This window comes from Paenibacillus sp. BIC5C1 (assembly GCF_032399705.1).
GTDB lineage: Bacteria > Bacillota > Bacilli > Paenibacillales > Paenibacillaceae > Paenibacillus > Paenibacillus taichungensis_A.
Map to the genome: position 1 here is coordinate 2,670,876 of NZ_CP135922.1, position 25,531 is coordinate 2,696,406.

The following is a 25,531-nucleotide window of genomic DNA, read 5'->3' on the forward strand; positions in this document are numbered from 1 at the left end:
GATTAAATATTCATATGAGCGTTTGAAGAGAAAGCCTTCCGGTTAAGGAATAGTAACGTTCATAATAAGGAGAGATGCTGCCTATGAAGAACGCGGCGAAACAATGGAAATTACGAATGCTGGGTGCGGCTGTTGCATTGCTTGGCATGATTGTACTTGCTACATATTTGCTTACACCAGCGAACGCTGAGGGGAGCAGGGACTCTGTACAGGCTTCTGCCAAAGAAGCGCAGGCTGCAAACTCTGAGATGTTTACAGCGTATGTGGAGGACATACAGCATGAGGATGGTAAATTGTACTTGATTGTAGACAAGATTGGCTGGTACCAAGGTGCTGAGGCTGATAAAGTTTTTGAACAACGCAATCCGGACTCCGGTATAGATGGTGCTCCTGATGGTTATTATATTGTTAATGATAGCAAAGAGCAGGAAAAGGTAGAAGTAAGTGCTGATGCTGAAGTGTTGATGCAGTTGTATGATCGTGATGGTACAGTGTCGGGTACCAACATTCAATGGAATGAATCAGTGGCGCTCAGCAAGTTCGAATCCTTGTATGAGAATACCAATATTATCGATCTGTCCGTATTCCCGTATCACCTCACTGTGCAGGACGGCAAAGTGACCAAAATTGTACAGCAGTACATTCCATAAAATTAGATCAGAATGCAACGGTTAAGCATTCCTCCGGTTCCATTGAACCGGCAGGGATGCTTTTTGGTTATGACAAATTCATGAAGGAGATTGTAATTCATGGTATGTACATGTATCATTATAGGAATGGTGTTTTTACATAGTTCAGGAGGCTTCTCATGCTTAAAGACATGATTGCGTTAACGAAACCCGGACTTTTGCGGCTGAATGTGTTTGCGGTAGCGGTAGGGTTCTGGGTCGCTTCAAAATGGGATATCTCGTGGATATCTCTGCTCATGGTGTTGATTGGATCAACCTTGGTCATCGCTTCGGCTTGTGTCATTAACAACTACTGGGATCGTGAATTGGATCAGAAGATGGAGCGTACCAAAAAACGGATTGATTACATCAATCATCTTAAACCCAAGTTTGTATTGGGGTATGGAATTGTTCTTGGTGTGGTTGGTTTTGTGCTGCTGTACTTCCTGGTCAATCCGTTATCCGGTTGGATGGCACTCCTCGGATGGTTTGCTTATATCGTGATCTACACGATGTGGCTGAAACGCAGCTCGACCTGGAGTACGTCATTGGGTGGAATTGCGGGGGCGATGCCGCCTGTAATCGGTTATTGTGCGGTAACCAATCAGATTGATGCAGGTGCCTGGTTGCTGTTTGCGCTGTTATTCCTGTGGCAGCCACCTCACTTCTGGTCACTCGGGATTCGCAGAGTGGAAGAATATCGTGCAGCCGGTTTCCCACTGTTGCCGGTAGTCAAAGGTGTGAAGCGTACAAAGGTGCAGATGATTCCTTACGTGTTTCTGTTGCTTCCTGCTGTATTTCTGTTGTATTACTACAACTACGTTGGACTTGTGTTTCTGCTCGTATCCGCCATTGGTAGTCTGATCTGGTTGATTCATACACTAAGCGGATTGAAAACTCAGGATAATGAGAAATGGGCAAAAGTTAACTTTCTGATCTCTGTCAATTATCTCATGGTTGTATTCATTGTAATGGTGGTAAACACAACCTGGTCCTAAGCGTTTCATCATTTTTGTGAAATGTTCGAACATGAAGATGCCAAAGTAGCAGACATCTTACGAAAAAGCACGCTGTAGAATAGACTTGGACAACCTCTGGTTGTTCCGGCCATACTTCTAGGGGTGCTTTTTTGCTATAATTATACTATGGAAAATGATTTTGGAAGAATGGGAAGTGGAGTAGATGAATGATTTACAGCAGGCTATCCTCTTGAGGACGGAGGGGAAAATGCAGGAGGCGATAGAGCTGCTGCAGGAATTGGCATTACAGGAACCGGACAATGCAGAGGTTTGGTACCAGCTCGCTTGGGCTCATGATTCACTGGGACTGGAGCGTGAAGCGGTACCCCATTATGAAAAGGCTCTAGGTCTTGGGCTTCCGGTTGAGGACAGGACAGGTGCCATACTTGGACTTGGCAGCACGTATCGGACTCTGGGGCAGTACGAGCAGGCGAAGGCCTGGTTTGAAAAGGGGTTAAGTGAATTCCCGGAGAACCGGGAATTTGAAGTTTTTCTTGCCATGGTGCTCTACAATCTGGGTGAGCATGCGGAGGCAATGAAGCGGTTGCTGGTACAACTGGCTGATACATCAAGGGATAAGGGAATAAGCGACTACAGCAGAGCCATCCGTTTCTATGCAGATCAACTGGATCGAGTATGGGAATAGCTTGAGTCAACGGAGGACCAATTACAACGATGGGGTTAGCCATTCCTGTACCGCTTCAATGAACCGACGGGAAGCGGGGGACAGATTGGTGAGAGATGGGCAAGCGATGCCAATGGTACGATAAGGATCTCCTGTGAGTGGAACAAGAGCGAGCTCATTCGTATGGTGTTGAAGAACCATTGCAGGTAAAAGACTGATACCAAGACCGTTTCGAACCATTGCCATGATGGCCTGATCTTCGGCGACTTCATAGACGACATTCAATTTGGCTGCATGTTGCCGAATTAACCGTTCGATTTCGTTATCACCGCCCCATTTAGGCAAAATAAAGGGCTGTTCCAGCAGTACATCAAATGAGACAGACTTCTCCGTAGCGAGCGGATGTTCCAGAGGCAGGATGCACATCATCCTGTCTTTTTGTAATGGAATCGTCTCAAAAGGCGAAGAGTCGCCAAGGGACAGAAAGCCAAGATCGATGGCACCTCCAGCCAGCCAGCCTTCAATTTCTGCGTAGTCCCCTTCCCACAGCTTAATTTCGATTCCGGGATGACCGAGGCGAAATTGCTTCAGGATGCCAGGCAGCCACTGCGTGGATACACTGGCGAATGTGCCAATACGAACGGTTCCAATCTCGGCGCCGCGAATCAATGAAATCTCCTGGTTCATCAGTTCGGTCCACCGCAGAATTTCACGAGTATAGCCCAGAATCCGTTCCCCTTCGGCAGTAAGTCGTACACCGGAGCGGCCGCGATTCAGCAGCGAAAAACCACACTCGGTCTCCAGACTGGCGATGGCATGACTGACCGCTGATTGGGTAATATTCAATGCTTCTGCTGCTTTGGTGAGGCTGCCGTATTCCACTACGGCATTCAAAATTTCGTATTTGACCAATGACATGAAAGATTTCGTTCCTCTCTTCATTTAATACATGAGTTTATTTCATATGTTCTATTATAAATATTCATTTTTATAATGCAAAGAGATCGTTTATACTTGCCAAGGCGAGTTAGTTCGACAGAGCCTTGGATAGATTAAAATACATAGAATGAAGGTAGAAGCAAGATGAACGGAGTACGTGCACCACAAGGTCAGGCATCAAGAAAAGCGGATTTGCAGATGCTGCTCGCAACGGTAATATGGGGATCATCCTATCTATTTATGAAATCAGGACTGGAGTCCATGCAGGAATTGAATCTGGTCGCTTTCCGGTTTGGAATTGCCTTTATTGCGGCAGCTGTCCTTTTCTATCGGCGACTGTTCAGAATGGATCGAGGAACGCTTGCAGCAGGGGCTATTATGGGAACAGCGTTATTCGCGGCCTTTGTATTTATCACTTATGGAGTACAGCGCACAACGGCTTCCCAGGCAGGGTTTTTGATCAGTTTGGCAGTGATCTTTGTGCCCATCCTGACGACAATTCTGCATCGACGAATGCCAGACTTGCGGTTAACGATAAGTATTCTTGTGGCGGTAATTGGGCTCGCGTTGTTGACACTTCAACATGAGCTTAGTCTGCATATGGGGGATATCCTTTGCATTCTCGCAGCGTTAATGTACGCGATCTACATTATGATTGCTGGCAAGTATACGCCGAAGCATGATCCACTAACGCTGGGGACGGTGCAACTGGGCGTTGCAGCCCTGTGGGGGCTGGCTGCTACATTTGTGCTGGAGACACCACGTTTACCTGACACACCTCAATCTTGGGCAGCCATTCTGGGTCTGGGAGTACTGTGCAGCGGCATTGGTTACATTTTGCAGACTCTGGCCCAGCGGCATGCTTCACCAACGCGAACAAGTCTGATCTTTTCGCTTGAACCACTGTTTGCAGCAGCATTTGCGTTTACCTTTCAAGGAGAGTCCCTTACATTGCAAGGGTATGCGGGGGCAGCACTGATGCTCATTGGTGTTCTGATTACAGAGATCAGAATCCCTTATCCGGTATTCTGGCGAAGAAAGCGGACGGCAATACAGACCGAACTGGGAGATCAGGGAGCACCGGGCGTATAATTTAGAAATAAAGCAAGAGTTCTTCCATTAACTTCTTTTTGAAGCTGGTGGCGGAACTTTTTTTATTATTTATCCGGGGAAGTTTCAGAATCCATAACAAATCCTCAACCTAACAAAACGAAAATTTTCATAACTTGTTTTGTTGAATCTCTCTTTTTATGCTACACTAAATGAAAAATAAAGGAAAAACGGGTGAGAAGGATGGCCAAAAGAGTAACCATGCAGCAAATTGCCGATGCTGCGGGGGTATCCAAATTCGCAGTCTCTCGTGCGTTGACCGGTAAACCTGGTGTCAGTGAACATACCCGGGAGATGATTGTCAGGACGGCAGGACAGCTCGGATATTTCAAAGCTGAACCGAAACGATATCTGGTGGAAAACCCTGCTGAACAGGAGATGAAGATAGATAGACAGGGGACTATTCTGATCTTGTTTCCTAACATTCGTTCGCAGAATCGTTCCTCCCTGTACTGGGGTCCTATCTTTGACGGAATATCTGCACGCTTGAATGAGAAGGGCATGGATATCCTAACCTTGACGGAACCTTCCTCGGATCGTATGTTTTCGGTGTTGAATCCCGAAGCCATCAGCGGAATTATTACCGTAGGTTCCATCTCCACATCCGTATTGCTTGAGATTTATCGACTGCACATTCCACTTGTGATGGTTGATCATGAAGACCCGGCAATTCATGGAGACACGATATTTACAGATAATATGAAATGCATGCAGGAACTGGTGCTGATGCTCGTTGGAAAGGGCTACAGACGGCTACAGTTTGCTGGTGAATTGCCTGATGCAGCCAGTTTCAGAGAGCGATGGCTCGGTTATCGTTCGGTATTGGAAGAGATGCAGCTGCAAGTTTCGCAGCAGGCAGAATTGCTGGGTCCTGATCTGGATCACATTCGGGAATCGATTGTCGCCATGAAGATGGAGGATATCCCAGAAGTGATGGTATGTGCCAACGACCACATGGCCGCTGTTGTGATTGGTGCACTCCAAAGCAGGGGCATTGAGGTGCCGGAGCGCTGTGCAGTAACCGGATTCGATAATACCCGTACAGAAGAGCCTATTCTTGCTACGGTGCATATCGATAAGGAGAATATGGGCAGACGTGCGGTGGACCAGTTATTGTGGCGTATGGAACATCCGGACGGGCCTTTTGAAAGAAAGCTGATCTATTCGGAATTAATTATTCGTGATGAGTTCAACGCTATTTTAACGTGAAGCTAATGAACGTGAATTTAGAAATGTTAATAATAACCCCGTCATTACACTATAAACTTGGGGTGAAAAGACATGGAGAGATCGGGCTTCATGTCTTTTTTTGTTATCTGATATGTTTTTTTTAATAATCCACAAAACAGATTGACTGAATTGAGTATAACGTGTTAATTTTGTTTTGTAAGTTATTTATTTTTATAATAACAAAAACTAACAAAATGTTTTTCTAAAACTACTTCAATGATAACGGAGGCTGTCATGAGCAAAATACAAACGCAGACTTTTCAGAATTGGACGTTCAAGGCTTGGGAGGAACAGGAATGGATGCCGGCTCACGTACCCGGCTGTGTGCATACGGATTTGCTGAAACTGGGTAAAATACCGGACCCTTTCTATGGAACTAACGAAAAGGAAATTCAATGGGTCGATAAGAAAGACTGGGAGTATCGCACGGAATTTGATGTGAATGAAGCATTGCTGTCCCAGCAGCATCTGGAGCTGGTCTTTGATGGTCTGGATACATATGCCGATGTTTACGTGAATGAACAACATGTGTTGTCGGCAGACAATATGTTCCGGGTGTGGACAGTCGATGTGAAATCTGTTGTAAAGGCAAGTGGCAACGTTCTCCGAATACGTTTTCGTTCGCCGATCAATGAAGATCTGCCGAAGTTGGAGAAGCTCGGATATGCTCTGCCTGCATCGAATGATCAATCTGACGTGGGGGGACTAGGGGACAAAAGAGTGAGTATTTTTGCACGGAAAGCCCCGTATCACTATGGTTGGGACTGGGGTCCACGTTTTGTAACCAGTGGAATCTGGCGTGAAGCACGCCTTGAAGGCTGGACGGACGTACGAATTAATGATGTATTCATTCAACAAAATGAAGTAACCGCTTCTTCCGCTTCTCTCACTGCAATCGTGGAAGTAGAGACTTCGCAATCCATAGAAGCAATCATTCGAATCGGAACGGATGAACAGAGCTGGGAGCAGGCAGTAACTCTGAAACCAGGCGTACAGACTGTGGAAGTTCCAATCTCTATTGTTGAGCCGAAGCTATGGTGGAGCCGTGGATTGGGTGACCCGCATATGTATTCTTTCCATACGGATGTGATTCAGGGCGAACAGGCTGTGGCCGAGTCCACAGTCAAAACGGGTATTCGTTCCATTCGTCTGGTTCGGGACAAAGATGAAGCGGGAGCATCCTTTTATTTTGAGTTAAACGGAGTTCCTGTCTTTGCTAAAGGGGCCAACCACATTCCCAACGACAGTTTCATAACAGAAGTGACACGTGAGCGCTATCTGCATGAGATTGTATCTGCTGCCGAGTCGAACATGAATATGCTCCGTGTATGGGGTGGTGGCTTCTATGAAGAAGACGTATTCTACGAGTTGTGTGACGAATATGGTTTGCTCGTATGGCAGGACTTTATGTTTGCTTGCAGCATGTATCCTGGAGACGAGGCTTTCCTGAACAGTGTGAAGCATGAGGCGATCGATAATGTGAAACGTCTGCGTAATCATCCAAGCATCGTGCTGTGGTGTGGTAATAACGAGATTGATTCAGCGTGGGCACATTACATTGAGGATGGCGGCTGGGGCTGGAAAAAAGATTACAACGCGGAGCAAAGAGAACGCATTTGGGCGGATTACGAAGCTATTTTCCATGATCTTTTGCCGGAAGTGGTGGAAGCCTATGCTCCTGGTGTGGATTATTGGCCTTCTTCACCACTGGTATCACTGTCGGGAGACGAGAAACAGCATGCTCACCCATCCACATCAGAAGGGGATATCCACTATTGGGGTGTGTGGCATAATGTGGAGCCCTTTGAGAACTACAACGTTCATGTTGGACGCTTCATGAGTGAGTATGGCTTCCAGTCCTTCCCTGAGTATGATTCGGTTCGCAAGTATGCGGAGGAAAAGGATCTGGCATTGGAGTCTGAAGTCATGCTGGCGCATCAGAAGAACGGAGCAGGTAATCGTCTGATCAAACAATACATGGATATGTACATGCATGAACCTAAGGATTTCCCATCCTTCCTCTATATGAGCCAAGTGCTTCAGGCTGAGGCGATGAAAACAGCCATTGAGGCCCACCGTCGTCGCAAACCGTTCTGTATGGGAACGCTCTACTGGCAGATGAACGACTGCTGGCCGGTGGCTTCATGGGCGGGGATGGATTACTTTGGACGCTGGAAAGCATTGCAATATTACGCGAAACGCAGCTTCAGCGATATCTTGGTATCGGTAGATGGTACCAAGGAAGATGTGACGGATATTTATCTAATCTCGGATCAGCTTGAACCTGTGAAAGGCAAACTCAAGGTACGCCTGATTGGCTTTGATGGCACAGTATATCGTGAGGAAGAGCATGAAGTCGCTCTGGCATCCAACTCTGGTCAACAGGTGCTGTCATTGAGCCAGGCGGAATGGCTGGAAGGCCGCGATGCTGCAACAACATTGCTGCGTATTGATCTGAAGCAGGATGGAGCAGCCGACATCGCACAGGAGCATTATTTTGCACCATCCAAGGACATTGCACTGCAACCCGCACAAATTAAAGTAACCGAAGTTACCGAGAATGATGGCGTGCATCTGGTTCTGGAAAGTGATGTGCTTGCAAAACAAGTATGGATTTCTACTGAGGCAGAAGGGGTGTTCTCGGACAATTTCTTCGACCTCATTCCTGGCATTCCGGTGAAGGTCAAGTTTACATCTAGAGAGGATATGCAAGTGTCTGATGGTGCTGTCTCCAAGGCGGGGGTCATCCAGGTTCGTTCCATGGCTGATTTTATCAAATTGTAATTATAGACGAAGCAGCAAAATCGTTGAGATCTCCCATAGGGGGATTTCGACGGTTTTTTGTTTTTTTATAAGCTCCAAAATGAAAACGGACTTCAAAGTTATAACCAACATTGCTATAATTGATAATCATTATCAATTATAGGTGGGTTCTTTGTCACAATTGTTGACCATTGGGCGTGTTCCATCGCTTAGGAAAGGGAGTCTATATGGGGATTCAGGAGGATATCAAGCTGTGGGATCAGGTTCAGGTACGCGTGCTTGATGTCCGTCTTATATCATTAACAACAAACGAAAATTTTCAAAATTATATCTTACCAACCAGTGCGTTTGTGTATGTGAATGGCAGGGGACAGATCTGGTTAGATAACGAAGTATGGTCTACAGGCAGATTTCTGTTAGTGCACGGAGGCAAAGGAAGGCGGATGGCGCTTGAAGCAACCGGAGTTATTGAGGCATATCTGATTTTCTATAAATCAACACTGCCCTCGAACGTTCTTCTGGACTACCGAATGATGCTGTTACAGAACAATCCCTTCGAGCGATCGTGGGGAATAGAGCCAGATAATACACTACAGTTGCATGAACTTGTTCAGAATATACATGATTGCTGGAATGGACAGGATCAACTGGGCAAAATTCAGGTGAAAGGGTACTTCTTTCAACTGATACAGCTTGTATTGAATCAGCAGATTCGGATGCAAAATGAAGGTGAGCAGCTCTCGTTAACGGATCAGGTTTTACGCTATATCACAACGCATTTTCGTGAATCGATCTCGCTTGATTCACTCGCTCAGTCTTTGAATTACAGCCCGCAATATGTGTCGCGCAAGTTCAAAGAACAGATTGGTGCTACGCCGACCGAATATTTGATCCGGTTAAGGATTGGAGAAGCAAGGGCTCTACTCTCTGCTACGGAGGCTTCATTACAAGAGATTGCAACGTATGTGGGTTATCCGGACCCCTTTTATTTTAATCGCATATTCAAGAAAGAGATGGGAATTACACCAGGACAGTATCGTTTGAAGCAGCGAGAAGACATGAATAGAGTTTCAAAAAGTACAGTAAATGCAACAAATGAATCCATTGTATCGGAAGAAACAGAACGTTATCCTTTAATTGATGATGATAATCATTATCAATATAATGGAGATGAGGAAATCAACATGTTTAACCAATTAAGATCAGCCATCATGTCACTTGTGTTTGTACTTACATTAAGTGCTTGTGGAACAACCGGACAAGGGGCAGGATCGCCGGAACCATCAACTGAAACCGAACAACCTGCAATTGCGGAAACGAAAACCGTAAATACCACCTTTGGAGAGGTAGAGATTCCTGCACATCCAGAGCGAGTCGCTGCAATTGATTATTTGGGAACAGTCCTTGCCCTTGGTGTCAAACCCATTGCTGGAGGACAATTTCTCATGAATAGCCCTTATCTGGAAGGGCATCTGGATGGACTTGAAACGATCGGTGATTCCATTGAACAGCTGATGGAGCTGGAACCAGATCTTATTATTACATTGAATCCGGACAAGGGGGCTTTTGAAAAATACAGCAAGATTGCACCTACCGTCTCTGTCGCATCCATTACATTCCCAACGTTGAAGGATGAGGTCAACTATTTTGGTGAAGTACTTGACAAAGAAGCTGAGGCGAAGCAATGGCTGGCGGAATTCGATCAAGAGATTGCTAAAATAAAACAGGAAGTGAAAGATGTCGTTCCGGCAGATACTACATTCTCCGTGATGCAAGAGTATGATCGCCAAGTATTTATATTTGGTAATCAATCGGGTCGTGGCGGGCGTAACATCTACGAGTTGCTTGGTCTGCAAGCACCTGCAGCCATACCTGCCGAGTTAATGCAAGGGGCGTATCATGAATTCTCAATTGAGCTGCTTTCCAAATACGCTGGGGATTATATTGTACTGACCAGTAAATCAAAGCTTAAAGATTTACAAGCAGACCCTGTCTGGGGTTCATTACCTGCTGTCAAAAATGGAAGAGTATACATATGGACGGAAGAGCAGTCCTGGTTCCGTGACCCGATTGCTCTCCTGAAACAGACACAGGATCTGGCTGAATGGATTATCAAAATGAATAAGCAAACACAATGAGTTAGCTGTTTCTGATAATTAACCTAAAGCCCGGGGCACTTAATGTGCATACCCGGGCCTTTTCATTTTTTTAGCTGCATAGAAGCTACTTGTTATTGTATCTCCAAGATCTCGATATCATAGGGGCCAAGTTCCAAATGAGTGCCTTTAATATTTCCGTCCAGTGCACTCTTATATGAGGATTGTAACGGAATGGAGACAGATTCAGGACTTAAGTTCAGGATAAAACGAAACGTTCCATTCGGTCCTGAGCGGGTTGTCACCTGGACACCGTCTGGCAGGGATTGAATCCCGGTCAGGCCGCATTGTTCAGCGATGGTTCGCAATAACTGGCTCAGATAAGCTTCATCCGGTTGGGTCGCCACATAATAGACAGTACCTTTACCCCAGTTGTTTTGGGTGACAGCCGCACTTTCGGCATAAAATTGATCCGCATAAACCGCAATCGGCTGTGCCGTGTCCAGCTCCAACACATCAGCCCATAGTGAGGCAGCATATGTGTTGCCCTTTTCATCCCGAATCTGAATTTGGTCATCACCGACGGGATCATATTCGGTTACACGTACGCCAGAGCAAGCAGATAACATACCTGGAAGTGGCGCCATGACACAGACGTTGTTATCGTTTTTGACACCGGTCCGATGCGTTAAGACCAATATGCCACCATCCGCTGCAAAAGCTTGCAGGCGTTCCGCGGTGTTCTCGTCCAGCAGATACAAGTGCGGAGCGATGATGATTTTGTAGCCATCGAGCGCTTCCGAGGAATGGATAACATCTGTACTGATTCCCCATTTGGTCAGGGCACGATGCCATACTTTTATATTTTCGTAGTACTCCAGTCCTTTCGCCTGTGGCTGAATTCGTAGAGCGTTTAGCTGATCGTGTGAATGCAGGATGGCGACTTCGTTCTGCAATGTAGAGCCTTGCAGGCGTTCACTCAGGCGGTTCACTTCGGTACACAGTTGCTGAAACTCCTTGAACCGTCGCCCTGGAACATTGCTGTGATCAATCAGTCCATGCCAGAACTGTTCTGCTCCTATAGTGGCACTGCGCCAGCGGAAATGCACGACAGCATCCGCTCCACGGGCAATAGTCTGCCATGAGTAAGCACGCAAGAAGCCGGGCTGGGGTGTACGCCACATTGGAAACCAGCAACCCGGAGGTCCGCTAAGCTGCTCCATAATCCAGAAATTGCGGCGTTTGATGCCTCGTGTCAGATCTAATGACAAAGCGCCACTATAAGGTGCGGTGTCCGTTTTGTTAGGTGAAGGGTTGGGATAGTAATCAAAAGAAGCGAAATCCAGATCCTGACCGATTTTATATTGATCTGCCTTTTGCGGATAACTGTGAAAATTATGAGTGACAAAATGATCGGGACAGTTATGCCGAATGATCTCGATTTGGATGCTTTGAAAAGCCACAATGGAATCCGACTGAAAACGGGAATAGTCCAGCAGGAACGAAGGATTCTGAAATGGAGAGCCGCCATAGGGTGGCGTCACCTGTTCCCAATCGCTGTATTCTCCACTCCAGACAACAGTACCCCAAGCCTGGTTGAGCTGCCCTAGTGTAATGTAACGGGCACGAACCCACTCGCGAAAAGCCTCTGAACAAGCATTACACTGGCAATCCGTGAAACTGAATTCATTATCAGTCTGCCATCCAATCACAGCCGGATGTCCTGCATATCGCTCGCTGAGCTTCTGAACAATTCGTGCACTGTACGTTCGCATGCTCGGACTGTTATAACATCGGTGGCCGCGGACTCCTTCATGGTATAACTGTCCACTTGCCAAGACTGGCAGAATATCAGGACACTTTTCAGTGAGCCAGCGTGGTGGTGTCATCGTTGGTGTACCGATCACCACCTGAAGCCCATTGCGATGAAGGATATCGAGCGCCTGATCAAGCCATGTCCAATCGAATTGTCCATCGGCAGGCTCCATTCGGCTCCAGGCAAATTCACCCACTCGTACAATACGTACACCACTATCGGCCATTAATCGGGCATCCTGCTCCCACAGATTAGGGTCCCATTGTTCAGGATAATAATCAACACCCATTTGAATAGGTCGGTTTTGGTTCATGTATGTTACTCTCCTTTGGTCTGGAACAAAATGATTTTCATGCACGCTCAAGCCAGTGCTTAATGACTCCACTATCATCATCTTGTGGATGAGCATCGAGTCTATTTCATTTTATAATGGATAATGATAGGGGAATATAATAACATGTTGCCATAGGGTATCAGGATCTTGCTATTTTTGGAGGAAGAACACATGCGAAACCATTGGTTTATGCCGGAGCCCGGGTATGCAGGGTATACATGTTATCCGGTAGCCTACGGAAGATATCTCGATCCAGAGCACAGGGAATATCGTCCAAACGGAATACGGGAGTATAATTTGCATCTGGTTTTTAACGGACAGGGTGAAGTGAGAACCGAGCAGGGCAACGTCCGATTAACGGCTGGACAAGGTTTTCTATATGCGCCAGGACAAGCACAGCAGTATTATTCCGACCCATCTGATCCATGGGATATCAGATGGATTCATCTGCAAGCCCACGATCTGAAGCGGCTGCTGGGCTTGCGGAATCCGGATAAAGTGTGGCTCTTTTCATTCTCTGGAGAGGACCGTTTCGAGGAGCTGCATGAACAATTATGCCAGCTCGGTGAAGGTTATGAGAGTGTACATGAACCGAAGTTGTCGGCGGTACTGTATGAGTTGCTAGTTGAACTGGCACGGAATTCGGAGTCAATTGAAGGGACGTCATTACTGAACCATCAGGATACAATCCGCTCAACAGCCGATTATATTCGTCGTCACTGCACACAACCGCTAAGTCTTGCTGAAATGGCGGATACAGCAGGGTACAGCGTGTATTATTTTAATCGCATGTTCAAAAGTATCATGGGTGTTCCGCCCGGCAGGTATCTGCTGGACTGCCGCATTCTGGTCGCGAAGAGAATGCTCGTAGACTCGGAACTATCCGTAAAACAAATTGCTTCTCAGTGCGGATTTACACACAGCAGTTATTTTATTCGCATGTTTCGAACGAATATCGGGATGACCCCGCAGCAATTCAGGCTTCTCTATAGCTCAGGCAGTGGGAAATAGGAAGATTTCACACGGTTACTGATGCTTTCTATACAAGCATGCATAATTTCCCTGCAATAACAAACAATACAATCAAATTCAATTCAAGCAGGGAAAGGAAGTGCCTGAGCATGTGTAACCGTTTTTCATTGGCAGCCGATTTGGATGAGGTCAGGGATCATTTTAAGATTGAACGGGTGATGTATTATTACAAAAACCGTTACAATATCAGCCCAACCCAGCATACACCGATTATTTTGCATCAGGATGGTGAGCGGGTATTGGACGAATTCCGATGGGGATTCATTCCGTTCTGGGGACGCGATGCAGTCAACGCCAACCTTATGACGGTACATGAGAATCCAGCCTATTACAAGCTGGTAGAGACGAAGCGTTGTGTTATCCCATGCAATGGTTTGTATTACTGGCGTCAGGAAGGCAAGAAAAGCTATGCAGTGCGAGTGGTTATGCCGGATCGCGGATTGTTTGGTATTGCCGGATTATACGAGGTCTGGAAAGATACCCGCAAACAGCCACTGCGTACCTGTACGATGCTGATGGCGGGGGCGAACATGGTTACACGGGAGTTTGGCAGCAAAATGCCGGCGATTTTGTCGGAAGAAGAGATTAATACCTGGCTGGATCCAGCGAACACACGCGTGACACAGCTGCTGCCGTTGTTGAAATCCTACAACAGTACAGAGATGAATCTGTATCCAGTTACTCCGATGGTAGCCAATGATGAGCATGACTGCTATGAATGCGTGGAAGAAATGGACCAGAAGCTGGCATATGTACGCAGTTTCTAAGCTAAGCAACCAGTTTTATGAGGCGGAGAGTCGTAGGACACTCCGCCTTTTTGGATTGAGACCGAAAAAACAAGTGTAATGGACAAAAGGCGGAAAGTGAATGGAGCATCGAGCCTTTAAGCATGGCATGGATAGGGGTGAAAAATGAAAAGTTGCAATGTGAGTGAAACGTAACTATAATCATTACAGTAAGTAAACGCATATATTCATATATCTATTAAAAGAGATATTTAAACAGGAGGGAACCACGAATGAATCCAAAGTATAGCCCAATGTTTGAACAAGTTTCATTGCCAAGCGGAATTACGCTGAAAAACCGGATCGTGCTCGCTCCAATGACTCATATGTCCTCGAATCCAGATGGTACTGTCTCAGACGCTGAACTTGCTTATTATGCACGTCGTACCGGCGGTGCGGGTATGTCTGTTACAGCAGTAACTCATGTAACTCCGAATGGAATTGGTTTTCCGGCTCAATTTGGCAGTTATGACGATAGCTTTATTCCCGGTCTGAAACGTCTGGCCGATACGATTAAGCAGCAAGGTTCCAAAGCCGTACTGCAAATTTTCCATGCAGGTCGTCTGACACCAGAACAAGCGGTACCAGCGGGTCAAGTCGCTGCGCCAAGCGCTGTTGCCAGTGAGCGTCCGGGATCTCCTGTACCAAGAGAGTTGTCTGATGACGAAATTACGTCCATCATCAAGGACTTTGGGGAAGCAACCCGTCGTGCCATTGAAGCTGGCTTCGACGGTGTTGAGATTCATGGTGCAAACGGTTATCTGATTCAACAGTTCTTCTCTCCGCATTCCAACCGACGTGAGGATCGTTGGGGTGGAAGCATCGAGAAACGTCTCACATTCCCACTGGCTGTAGTGGATGAAGTCCGGAAGGCTGTAGCTACACATACGAAAATGCCGTTTATCGTTGGATACCGTTTCTCACCAGAAGAGCCGGAAACACCGGGATTGACCATGGAAGAGACATATGCACTGGTGGATGCGCTGAAAGATAAAAATCTGGATTACCTGCATGTATCCCTCAATGATTTCTGGTCCAAACCAAGACGAGGTGAAGCAGATACTCGCTCCAGAATTGAATTCATCCTTGACCGCGTGAATGGTAAACTGCCTGTGATTGGCGTAGGTGCCATCCATACCGCAGACGAGGCAGCCGAAGCTCTTCAAAGTGGTGTGCCACTGCTTGCGCTTGGCCGTGAGCTGATTATCGAACCTGATTGGGTTGAGAAAATCGAAAGCGGACGTGAGGAAGATATCGAGACGATTCTCACCAAATCGGATCAAGAACGTCTGGTTATCCCTGACGGTCTGTGGAATGCAATCATTCACACACCGGGCTGGTTCCCTATGGCTGACGATAAATAAGACACAATTTCATTCGAAATGGAGGGAGCGTAAGCTCCCTCTTTTTTGCACCCTCTGCGCTCTCGATGAAATTCTCCTTCCGGAGGCACTGTGGTATGATGGGATGAACAGGATTCATCTTGGATAATCAACAGTTTGGAGTGAATGAAGATGCTCGTGGCTGAACGTTATGAGAAAATTGTGGAATGGGTAGATGCGCAGGGAAGCATGCGCGTAACCGAGCTTAGTGAGCGCTGCGGTGTGACGGAAGAGACGATCCGTCGTGATCTGGACAAGCTGGAGCAAGCGGGAAGGCTCAGACGTTCCCATGGCGGGGCTGTCAGCGTAAAATATAAAGAAGAGGGGCAGTCGGAAATCCCTTATCCGGAGCGGGCTGTAACTCATGCGGAAGAGAAACGCAGAATTGCGGACGAAGCGGTGAAAATGGTAGAGCCTGGTGACCGGATAGCGCTGGATGCCAGTACAACGGCGTGGTATATGGCGGCAGGACTGCCAAACATACCACTCACCGTGTTGACCAACTCCATTAAGGTCGCAGCGGAGTTAAGTAACAAGGAACAGATCCGTGTAATTGCGACAGGTGGGCAGCTTGCTTCGAAGTCCCTATCGTTTGTAGGGCCGCTAGCTGAACGGTCGCTTGATGCTTATCATGTGGATAAAGTTTTCTTATCCTGCAAAGGAGTACATCTGACCAAGGGCATCAGTGAGTCGAATGAATTGCAGGCGCTGGTGAAACAGAAGATGATCAGCATAGCGGATGAAGTTATATTGCTGGCGGATTCGAGCAAGTTTGGTGTGCAGGCTTTTACAAGAGTGGCGGAACTCAGCAGTGTGGCAAAAGTAATAACTGATCTAGGCTTAGCTGAAGAACAGGTTAGTGTACTGAATGAACAGTCCATAACATGTGTCCGTGTCTAATTAGAAAGGAGTGAATATAATGAAACATCCTTTTCATTTGAAAGCTACTTGGAATGGTGGACGTAACAGCGAAGGGCATATTGATGCAGGCGGGTTAAAAACAGTCATTTCGATTCCGCAGGAGATGGGTGGCCCGGGTACTGGAACCAATCCGGATGAAATGCTGCTGGGTGCAGCATCTACCTGTTATCTGATTACGCTGGCAGCAATGCTGGAGCGATCGGATATTACGCCGGATGCGCTGACGCTGGAGTCGGAAGCGACGGTGGATGTTACCAATAACGTATTTACGTACGAACGGATCATACACAGACCTCGCATTGTACTCAAAGCGAATGCATCTGGTGCTGATATTACGAAGGCAGAGCGCCTGGCACATAAAGCAGAAGAGTCCTGCATGATCTCCAGAGCGGTAGCAGGAAACGTCGCCATCGAGACACATCCAGTGATTATAACAGCAGACGTTAACGCGGTATGATATACTGAAGAATAGGCGGTTTGAGCCGTCATTTGTGTAAGATAAGGGGAAGTTCGGTATGAACCTACGGAAAAGCAAAAACTCACGTTTTGCACGTTTAACACGTGCTTTGAAGCTAAATTTTCTCAAATTGTTACGTGCTCCCGGCGGGGCACATAAAGTATCTACCGGATTTGCTTTGGGTTTTGGGTTGGAACTGATTGTTATTTCCACAGCATCACTGGTATATCTCGTGTTCTATCCGATTGTACGTTTGTCCGGTGGCTCACTGCCAGCGGCTATTGTGGGTAACGTGGTCGGCAAGCTAACGTTCCTGCCCATCATATTGATGCCACTTGCCAAGCAAATTGGTTCCTGGATATTGCCGGCGCACAGCATGGGGCAAGGGCTTGTTCATGAGAGTGCCTTTATGGAGCTGTTTCGTGGCAACTGGTCCGCGCTAAGTGAACTTTTGCTGGGTGGTCTGGATATTTTGGCAGGCATGTCCGTCTTTGGAGTCATCCTGGGTGTGATTTCTTACTTTGTCGTCAAGTTCTTCTATGTCAGAGCACTCAACCGTCGCTTTGAACGCCGATTGGAGAAACGCAAGCAGGCAGCGATGTCTCCAACTTCGGCTTCCGTGCTGATCAGGAAGACATCACAATCATAATTGGCAGAATGACCATGGAAGCAGCGGTTGTCCATAGAATACAGCGGGAAACAAACTGCGGAGAGGCATTGAATTGCTCGGCTAAAATGACTGCGTTCACTGCGGTTGGCATGGACGCCAAGATCAGCAGCACACTGAATAACGTTCCTTCTATCTGAAGTGCGGTTAGGATCAGATACGAGAGTACTGGTGCTGCGGCAAGCCGTACTACAAGTCCAGTCCAGAACGCTTTGCGAACGTTAGGTTTCCAAGGTTCGACCGAACCACGTGGTCTGAGCATCTGTGCACCGAGAATGGCCAGTACGACAGGGGAGTAACCGGCTGCGAGCATGGAGATACCTCCATCCAGTGCCACTGGCAAGCTCAGATTGGATGCACGCAGGATGATAGCTATCGCAGCAGCATAGATGGAAGGCATACGGAAGACGGACAGAATCGCATTTTTGACCGTGAATTCAGATCTGGCAGCGAAAAAGATTCCTACTGTGTTTACAATGATCATCTGTCCGATGACATATACCGAAGCTTTATCCAATCCAAGCTGTCCAAAGGCAAGCAACACAAGCGGGAGCCCATAATTCACGCAGTTCGTAAACGTGGAGACAAGGGTGAGTCCCGCTTTTTCGCTTGCCCCAAGATGGAATACTCGGCTCAGCAGTTCAGCCATTGCCCACAGGGCAATTAGATTGATGATGGAGAACCAGAACGTGCCGGTTACGTCTGTCCATGTAATATCGGCATGCAGCAGTGTATCAAAGATAAGCGCAGGGCTCAAAATATAGAGGGAAAAGGTCGACAGCGGCCGAGTATCCCAATTTTTGAACCGTTTTAACAATATGCCTCCGATCACGGGAAGTGATATGGGCAGAAATACATGATATAACGTAAGCAGAAATGAATTAAACAACCGAATTCAGTCCTTTCTGGATGAAAAACCTATTTTATCATAGCAGAAGTTGACCTTTGTCGGAATGGATATTGGTGTTGTCTAACGTCATGATCGATGTGACTACCACTTCTTTTAATGGATGCGCAGAGGTGGTGGATTGCTATTTTGATATGGCAGATTTATTATAGAAGAGGTGCAACCAGATTACATACACATAGAGGAGGAAACTGTAATGAGTGAATCAAAACGCTTGCTCGTATTGGTCGGCTCTTATGCCGAAGCGGAAAATGAGGGCATTTACGCATATGAATTGAATGAGGATACAGGTAACCTCTCCAAGCTTGATGGCATCTCCGGCGTGAAAAATCCAACGTTTGTAAACGTGGATGCTGAAGGTAACAAACTGTATGCGATCGGTGAGACGGCGTCTGCCGAAGGCAATAAAATGTCTGAAGCTGTAGCTCTGAGCATTGATCCTTCTACAGGAAAATTATCATTGCTGAATCGTCATGACTCCATTTCGGCTCCACCATGTCATATCCAACGTGATCCTTCGGGACGTTACTTGATTCTGTCCAGCTACCACGGTGGTCTGGTGGGTCTGCAAGCCCTGACGGATAACGGTGAAGTTGGCGTGCTTCTGGATGAGAAGAAACATGAAGGCAAAGGTGCGCATCCTGAGCGTCAGGACAAGCCACACGTCCATTCTGCATTCTTCAGCCCGGATGGCAAATACATGATGGTACAGGATCTGGGTGCGGACAAAATCGCAATCTACTCCATTGATGCAGACAAGAATGAACTCGTACTGCACAGTGAAACCAAAACACATCCGGGTGCAGGACCTCGTCACCTGGCATTCCACCCGAATGGTCAATTCGCCTATGTCATTAATGAAGTGGATTCTTCCATTACGTCTTACCGTTATGATGCAGCTGCGGGTACATTGACAGAGGTTTCTACCGTGTCCACATTGCCTGACGGCTATGACGGCAGTGAAAACACAACAGCTGAAATCGCCGTATCCAACGATGGACGTTTCGTATACGGTTCGAACCGCGGGCATGACAGCATCGTGGTATTTGCAGTAGACGCTGAAACAGGACATTTGAAACTGGTTGAGCATGTATCTGCTGAAGGTGAACACCCACGTCATTTTGCTTTGACGCCGAATGGCAAACTGCTGATTGCAGCTAACCGCGATACCAACAATATCGTTTCCTTTACAGTGGATCAGGAGAGCGGACGTCTGAAATACACAGGTCACAGCACAGGTGTATCCAAGCCGGTATGTGTGAAACCTGTTTATCTGTAAATCCAGGATTTGAAGCATTAACCGAGAGGCTTTGAATTAGTTCCGGGATCAATATGTATAATATTGTTGACCTGAACCTTTGGAAAGACCCTGTCCTTGTGGCGGGGTCTTTTTTGATGAGAAGAGCACAGGAATTGGCTGGTATCCTCATGTGTGGATTGTGAATATAACTTATTTTCAAGATTTCGGTTCGTATAACAATGCAATTAAATCAATAGTATCGTGCAGGTAACTACCTGACTTCAAAGTGCGTACTTCCTGAACGGATAGTCAGGTTCTACAATGAATGAGTAGCCACGACAAACATTGCATGCATCTGAACTGGCTGAACGGTGCAGGCTAAATATTTTAACATCCTTTACAGGATATACTCATACTCAAACAACAAAGGAGAAATGAATCGTGAAATTGCAATTGGCATTGGACTTGGTAAACATCCCTGAAGGTATTGCACTTGTTAAAGAAGTTGAACAATATATTGATATCGTTGAGATTGGTACTCCAATCGTTATTAATGAAGGTTTGCACGCGGTAAAAGCGATGAAAGAAGCATTCCCTAATCTGCAAGTTCTTGCAGACCTTAAAATTATGGATGCTGGTGGTTATGAAATCATGAAAGCAGCTGAAGCTGGTGCGGATCTGATCACTGTGCTTGGGGCAACCAATGATAGTACGATCAAAGGTGCAGTAGCAGAAGCGAAGAAACAAAACAAACAAGTTCTTGTGGACATGATCAACGTGCCTAACCTTGAACAGCGTGCTCGTGAAGTTGATTCGCTTGGCGTAGATTACATCTGTGTACACACAGGTTATGACCTGCAAGCTGAAGGACAAAGCCCGTTCGAAGATCTGCAAACGATCAAACAAGCCGTGAAAAACGCAAAAACAGCTGTAGCTGGTGGCATCAAGCTGGAAACATTGCCTGAAGTGATCAAAGCACAACCGGATCTGGTGATTGTGGGTGGCGGTATTACGGGCCAAGCAGACAAAGCCAAAGTAGCAGCTGAGATGCAGCGTCTGGTTCAACAAGGGTAAGACATATGAGCACAGTGCAATACGCAGTGGACATCTTGAAGGAGCTGGAACGTACCCTAAGCCAGATCGACGACTCGGAGATGCAGGCCATGGCGGAACATATTCTGGCTGCCGAACAGGTTTTTGTGGCAGGCGCAGGCCGGTCCGGTCTGATGGGCAAGGCTTTTGCCATGAGATTGATGCAGATGGGTCTTCGGGTATATGTAGTTGGGGAGACCGTTACACCAGGGATCAGTCCGAAAGACTTCCTCTTGTTATGCTCAGGCTCAGGGGAGACAGGCAGTCTGGCAGCAATGGCTCAGAAGGCCAGTAAAGCAGGAGCTCCTGTGGGTCTGATCACAATTAAACCAGAGTCCACCATTGGACAGCTGGCAGATACCGTGGTTCGTCTTCCGGCCTCTGCCAAAGAGGATACAGCGACCTCCGGAGCCGAAGTGACCATTCAGCCGATGGGCTCCCTGTTTGAACAGGGGCTGCTGCTGAGCATGGATGCACTGGTGCTGACCATGATGGAAATGAAAAGTATGACTGGAGCAGACATGTTTGGACGTCATGCCAACCTGGAATAGACCATATGTCATTAACTTGAAGAAGTAGAATATATAAGTTGAACTAAACATTTACACAACAACGTAGAGGACAGAAATAAGCTGGAGAAGCGGAGCTAAAAGCTTTCTGAAAGAAAGCTACATCGGAAGCATACGCGTTCGCCTTTATGACCAAATTTTCACTTTTGATAAAGAGGATAAAAAATCTGGGCATAACAGCGATCGGAAGATTGTTCTGTCATCGGAGTGGCCAGTGTAAATATTCATTAGTTCAACTTATAGATGGAAGACCGGAATTCCCTTAAACAAGTGGGAGTTCCGGTCTTTTCTGCGATCGTTGCCTGTAGTCTAATTCTGGGTTTGCTTAACATCAGGGTCGTGCTGTAGTAGAATATATACAAGCTGTATCGAACCAATGAACCCGTTATATGATACAAGGGAGCGGCAAGTTCTCCTGTTGCGGAGTGTTCTTGTGATATGCGAAATGCATTTTAGCGATATAAGATTAAGCGAAAGAAAAGGGGGCTCGGAGCCATGGCAGCCGAAGTCAAGGAACGCATCAACTTGAAAGAGATCAACTGTGAGAAAGAATTGACCCTTGCTGTTATTGGCGGCAAATGGAAACTGATTATTTTATGGCATCTGGGTCTTGAAGGCACCAAACGTTTCAGTGAATTGAAGCGATTGATTCCTCATATTACCCAAAAGATGCTGACCAACCAGTTGCGTGAGCTGGAGGAAGACAAGCTAATTGAGCGCAAGGTGTATGCAGAAGTACCTCCTCGTGTGGAATATACGTTGACGGATCACGGACAGAGCCTGATGCCCGTACTGCATGCGATGTATAACTGGGGTAAAAACTATGGTGAAAATGTAATTTGGAAATCAGAATAAATTATAGTCAGAACGAACCGCCCGGTAAATGGATACTTCCATCACTCGGCGGTTTTTTATATTTTTAAATTTTGGTCAGTGGATCAACAGTTTACTCCAAACGCAGTTGGGCAGAATTAGCTTGAAGAAGTAGATCTAGAAGCTTTCTGAAAGAAGTTACATCAGAAGCATGCGCATCGCATTTATCCCTAGATTCCCCCTGTTTACTTTTATTGAACTAACGTTCACACGAGAAACGTAGAGGACAGAAAGAACCTGAAGAAGCAGAGCGTTCGCCTTTATCACCAGATTTTCACCTATGTAGAATTGAATCAAAAAATCTGGGGATAACAGCGATCGGAAGGTTGTTCTGTCATCGGAGTGGTAAGTGTGAATATTGTTTAGTTCAATCTATAATCCCTTGAACCAAAAGGCTCATTTTAGGATATGTAAGGCATAAATGCTCTGAATATGATACGATGAGAGATATTGGAAATGCAAGGAGGATGACATATAACGATGGAAAAAATACGTACACGCGATGAAGTAAGCCAAGAGACTACCTGGGACTTGCGAGACTTGTTTGGGACTGACGAAGAGTGGGAGCAGGAGCTTAGATCATTGACTGAAGCTGCTGCTCATATCGAAACATTCAAAGGACATCTGGGCGACGGAGCTGAGCAGCTGCTGGCCTGTCTGGATGCCCGTGAAGCACTTCATGAACGGATTGGAAAAACAGCTTCATATGCCCGACTTAAACAGTCGGAGGACAGTACCAATCCCGCAAATATTGAGAATTCAGCCAAGGCAGGAGATATTTTATCGAATTTGTCGTCGTCCTTGTCTTTTGTGAATTCCGAGATCGTGAATCTTCCCGATGGAACGGTTCAACGTTATATTGAAGAACTTCCGGGTTTGCAGCCGTATGCTCGCAGTCTGGATCGTCTAATCCAGGAAAAAGCACATCGTCTCTCGCCCGAAACGGAGAAGGTACTCGCTTCCCTTGGGGAAGTGCTGGACTCGCCATACCGGATCTATCTGCGCGGTAAACTGGCAGACATGACGTTTGACGATGCACTTGACGGCGATGACAATAATCGCCCGCTGTCCTGGTCATTTTATGAGAACAATTATGAAATGTCATCGGATACGAAGCTGCGCCGCTCTGCTTATGCCGCGTTCAGCTCCAAGCTGAACGATTACAAAAATACGTTCGCTGAAGGTTACGCCACCGAAGTGAAGAAACAGGTCGTTATGTCCAGGCTGCGTGGATATGATGATGTTACGGATATGCTTCTCAGTCCGCAGCAGGTAAGCAAAGACATGTACAACAATGTCCTGGATATCATCCAGAAGGAACTTGCGCCTCATATGCGCAGACTGGCAGCTCTCAAGAAACGTGAGTTAGGTCTGGACAAGCTGATGTTCTGTGATCTGAAAGCACCACTGGACCCTGAATTCAGCCCTGCCATTACATATGAGGAAGCATGCACGCTCATTCGTGAAGCGCTTGCCGTGATGGGACCGGAATATGGCGACATTGTGGAACGTGCATTTAGTGAGCGGTGGGTAGATTACGCTGATAATGCGGGCAAATCGACAGGGGCTTTTTGTTCGTCCATATATGGTTCTCATTCCTATATCCTCATCTCATGGGCAAATAATATGCGCGGAGCGTTTACACTTGCCCATGAAGTCGGACATGCCGGACATTTCATGCTTGCCGGGCATTACCAACGTCTTACGAATACACGACCATCGCTCTATTTCATAGAGGCACCTTCAACGATGAATGAAATGCTGCTGGCAGATCATTTGTTGAAACGTTCTGATAATCCGAGAATGCGTCGTTGGGTCATTTTGCAATTGCTCAATACGTACTACCATAACTTTGTTACGCATCTGCTTGAAGGTGAATTGCAGCGTCAGGTGTACGCACTTGCAACCAAGGATGAACCTATCACAGCGAAGACGTTAAGTCAGCTGAAAGGCAACATCCTCTCCGAGTTCTGGGGTCCTGATCTGGTGATTGATGAGGGGGCCAAACTGACCTGGATGAGACAGCCTCATTATTATATGGGATTGTATCCATATACCTATGCAGCAGGTCTGACGGCATCTACCGCTGCTGCACAGCTGATTCGGGAAGAAGGGCAGCCTGCCGTGGATCGCTGGCTTGACGCATTGAAAGCGGGAGGAAGTCTTGATCCGCAAGAGCTGATGAAGCTTGCGGGTGTGGACATGTCTGGACCTGAGCCGATTCGTGCTGCTGTTGCCTATGTTGGTAGTCTGGTCGATGAACTTGAACGTCTGTATTCGTAATCAGATTCATATAGTATACGGACAAGGCTTGTAGGGTTGTCTGCGTGCACCGTCTCCTTGGCAGGGGGCGGTGCATCTTAATTTGCAGGAAGAAGGGAACGATGATGAATGACGTCATTGAGCATATCTTCATCACTGGGCTGGTTAAGCATGGATGGCTTCGGTATTTTTGATGACATGAATGATGTTCCGGGATTTGAGGGCAATCAGAGTGGTTTTTTTGCTGGATTCAATGAGATTGGTGCAATGAGTGCATTTGGATCCATTTTTATCGGTGGCGTCTTTCTCATCATTGCCGGTGTCATTGTTTATGCCATTATTTCAGGGGTACGCACATGGTCATCGAATAATGCATCAGCGCTGTTAACCTTGCATTCAACGATTGTGGCAAAGCGAACAGAAGTCACAGGTGGGAGCGGGGACAGCAGTGCGTCTACCTGGTATTATGCCACGTTTGAATTTGATAATGGAGACCGTGTGGAATTAAATGTTGGCGGCAGTAATTACGGAATGTTTGTGGAAAATGACCGAGGCATGCTGACGTATCAGGGGACAAGGTTTAAGCATTTTGAAAGAGATGTGCAGCCTCAGTCCGGTGTTAGCAAAAACAGCTTTTATACGTGAGTTAACAGGAAGGCGGCTCCTCCCCAGTGGAGAGAGTCGTTTTTGGTATGGGTAAATGAAACCAATCACAGGGTATTCAAACGTTTACATTGATGATAT

Annotated in this window: 22 protein-coding genes; 19 read left to right on the plus strand and 3 right to left on the minus strand. The window is 46.7% G+C overall.

Features of this window, described 5'->3' with window-relative positions:
* Nucleotides 1-83: 83 nt before the first annotated feature.
* The 3 genes from RS891_RS12380 (at nt 84) to RS891_RS12390 (ending at nt 2,333) form a co-directional block, all read left to right on the plus strand.
* Nucleotides 84-650 carry a hypothetical protein gene (locus RS891_RS12380; RefSeq protein ID WP_113052482.1) on the plus strand — a complete coding sequence of 189 codons (567 nt, stop codon included), beginning with the start codon at nt 84-86 and terminating at the stop codon, nt 648-650.
* 158 nt (nt 651-808) lie between these two features.
* The gene (cyoE, locus tag RS891_RS12385) at nt 809-1,666 is read left to right on the plus strand and encodes a heme o synthase (RefSeq protein WP_315795422.1); all 858 of its coding nucleotides are present in this window, start codon (nt 809-811) and stop codon (nt 1,664-1,666) included.
* Between the two features lie 184 nt (nt 1,667-1,850).
* Nucleotides 1,851-2,333 (plus strand): tetratricopeptide repeat protein, encoded by a 483-nt coding sequence (locus tag RS891_RS12390; RefSeq protein WP_315795423.1) that lies wholly within the window; start codon nt 1,851-1,853, stop codon nt 2,331-2,333.
* A 21-nt stretch (nt 2,334-2,354) separates the two neighbouring features.
* On the opposite strand, the gene RS891_RS12395 is transcribed toward RS891_RS12390, so the two are convergent.
* On the minus strand, nt 2,355-3,230 hold the full coding sequence (locus tag RS891_RS12395) for a LysR family transcriptional regulator (protein ID WP_113052479.1): 876 nt from the start codon (nt 3,228-3,230) through the stop codon (nt 2,355-2,357).
* Between the two features lie 165 nt (nt 3,231-3,395).
* On the opposite strand from RS891_RS12395, the gene RS891_RS12400 reads away from it, so the two are divergent.
* From RS891_RS12400 to RS891_RS12415, 4 genes are all read left to right on the plus strand, one after another.
* Nucleotides 3,396-4,343 (plus strand): DMT family transporter, encoded by a 948-nt coding sequence (locus RS891_RS12400; protein WP_315795424.1) that lies wholly within the window; start codon nt 3,396-3,398, stop codon nt 4,341-4,343.
* 201 nt (nt 4,344-4,544) lie between these two features.
* Entirely contained in the window at nt 4,545-5,570 is a 1,026-nt protein-coding gene (locus RS891_RS12405) for a LacI family DNA-binding transcriptional regulator (protein ID WP_113052477.1), read from the plus strand.
* Between the two features lie 255 nt (nt 5,571-5,825).
* Nucleotides 5,826-8,375: a beta-mannosidase gene (locus tag RS891_RS12410; protein ID WP_315795425.1), complete on the plus strand. Its 2,550-nt coding sequence runs from the start codon at nt 5,826-5,828 to the stop codon at nt 8,373-8,375.
* A gap of 206 nt (nt 8,376-8,581) precedes the next feature.
* The gene (locus RS891_RS12415; protein ID WP_315795426.1) at nt 8,582-10,492 is read left to right on the plus strand and encodes an AraC family transcriptional regulator; all 1,911 of its coding nucleotides are present in this window, start codon (nt 8,582-8,584) and stop codon (nt 10,490-10,492) included.
* A gap of 92 nt (nt 10,493-10,584) precedes the next feature.
* On the opposite strand, the gene RS891_RS12420 is transcribed toward RS891_RS12415, so the two are convergent.
* On the minus strand, nt 10,585-12,579 hold the full coding sequence (locus tag RS891_RS12420; RefSeq protein ID WP_315795427.1) for a beta-galactosidase: 1,995 nt from the start codon (nt 12,577-12,579) through the stop codon (nt 10,585-10,587).
* Between the two features lie 192 nt (nt 12,580-12,771).
* Between RS891_RS12420 and RS891_RS12425 the strand changes: the two genes are divergently transcribed.
* The 6 genes from RS891_RS12425 to RS891_RS12450 all read left to right on the plus strand — a co-directional run bounded on the left by RS891_RS12425 (nt 12,772) and on the right by RS891_RS12450 (nt 17,826).
* Nucleotides 12,772-13,611, plus strand: a complete 840-nt coding sequence (locus tag RS891_RS12425; RefSeq protein ID WP_315795428.1) for an AraC family transcriptional regulator — start codon at nt 12,772-12,774, stop codon at nt 13,609-13,611.
* Between the two features lie 110 nt (nt 13,612-13,721).
* Nucleotides 13,722-14,399 (plus strand): SOS response-associated peptidase, encoded by a 678-nt coding sequence (locus tag RS891_RS12430; RefSeq protein ID WP_024632055.1) that lies wholly within the window; start codon nt 13,722-13,724, stop codon nt 14,397-14,399.
* Between the two features lie 251 nt (nt 14,400-14,650).
* Nucleotides 14,651-15,781 carry an NADH-dependent flavin oxidoreductase gene (locus RS891_RS12435; RefSeq protein WP_315795429.1) on the plus strand — a complete coding sequence of 377 codons (1,131 nt, stop codon included), beginning with the start codon at nt 14,651-14,653 and terminating at the stop codon, nt 15,779-15,781.
* Nucleotides 15,782-15,931: 150 nt separating this feature from the next.
* The gene (locus RS891_RS12440) at nt 15,932-16,699 is read left to right on the plus strand and encodes a DeoR/GlpR family DNA-binding transcription regulator (protein WP_113052471.1); all 768 of its coding nucleotides are present in this window, start codon (nt 15,932-15,934) and stop codon (nt 16,697-16,699) included.
* Between the two features lie 19 nt (nt 16,700-16,718).
* The gene (locus tag RS891_RS12445) at nt 16,719-17,177 is read left to right on the plus strand and encodes an OsmC family protein (protein ID WP_315795430.1); all 459 of its coding nucleotides are present in this window, start codon (nt 16,719-16,721) and stop codon (nt 17,175-17,177) included.
* 58 nt (nt 17,178-17,235) lie between these two features.
* Nucleotides 17,236-17,826, plus strand: coding sequence for a DUF2062 domain-containing protein (locus RS891_RS12450; RefSeq protein WP_113052469.1), 591 nt, complete (start codon nt 17,236-17,238; stop codon nt 17,824-17,826).
* Here RS891_RS12450 and RS891_RS12455 read toward each other — a convergent pair.
* A complete protein-coding gene (locus RS891_RS12455; RefSeq protein WP_315795431.1) occupies nt 17,804-18,733 on the minus strand; it encodes an AEC family transporter in 930 nt (309 codons plus the stop codon). The two genes, RS891_RS12450 and RS891_RS12455, sit on opposite strands and share 23 nt — an antisense overlap.
* Before the next feature lie 214 nt (nt 18,734-18,947).
* Here RS891_RS12455 and RS891_RS12460 point away from each other — a divergent pair, with 214 nt between their 5' ends.
* From RS891_RS12460 to RS891_RS12485, 6 genes are all read left to right on the plus strand, one after another.
* Complete coding sequence (locus tag RS891_RS12460) at nt 18,948-20,030, plus strand: lactonase family protein (protein ID WP_315795432.1); 1,083 nt, start codon at nt 18,948-18,950, stop codon at nt 20,028-20,030.
* 402 nt (nt 20,031-20,432) lie between these two features.
* Nucleotides 20,433-21,065, plus strand: coding sequence for a 3-hexulose-6-phosphate synthase (gene hxlA, locus RS891_RS12465; protein WP_063563327.1), 633 nt, complete (start codon nt 20,433-20,435; stop codon nt 21,063-21,065).
* A gap of 5 nt (nt 21,066-21,070) precedes the next feature.
* Nucleotides 21,071-21,634: a 6-phospho-3-hexuloisomerase gene (gene hxlB / locus RS891_RS12470; protein ID WP_113052466.1), complete on the plus strand. Its 564-nt coding sequence runs from the start codon at nt 21,071-21,073 to the stop codon at nt 21,632-21,634.
* A 513-nt stretch (nt 21,635-22,147) separates the two neighbouring features.
* Entirely contained in the window at nt 22,148-22,507 is a 360-nt protein-coding gene (locus RS891_RS12475) for a winged helix-turn-helix transcriptional regulator (RefSeq protein WP_076289676.1), read from the plus strand.
* A 498-nt stretch (nt 22,508-23,005) separates the two neighbouring features.
* The gene (gene pepF / locus RS891_RS12480; RefSeq protein ID WP_113052465.1) at nt 23,006-24,808 is read left to right on the plus strand and encodes an oligoendopeptidase F; all 1,803 of its coding nucleotides are present in this window, start codon (nt 23,006-23,008) and stop codon (nt 24,806-24,808) included.
* Between the two features lie 108 nt (nt 24,809-24,916).
* The gene (locus RS891_RS12485; protein WP_315795433.1) at nt 24,917-25,432 is read left to right on the plus strand and encodes a DUF2500 domain-containing protein; all 516 of its coding nucleotides are present in this window, start codon (nt 24,917-24,919) and stop codon (nt 25,430-25,432) included.
* The last annotated feature ends 99 nt before the right edge of the window (nt 25,433-25,531 follow it).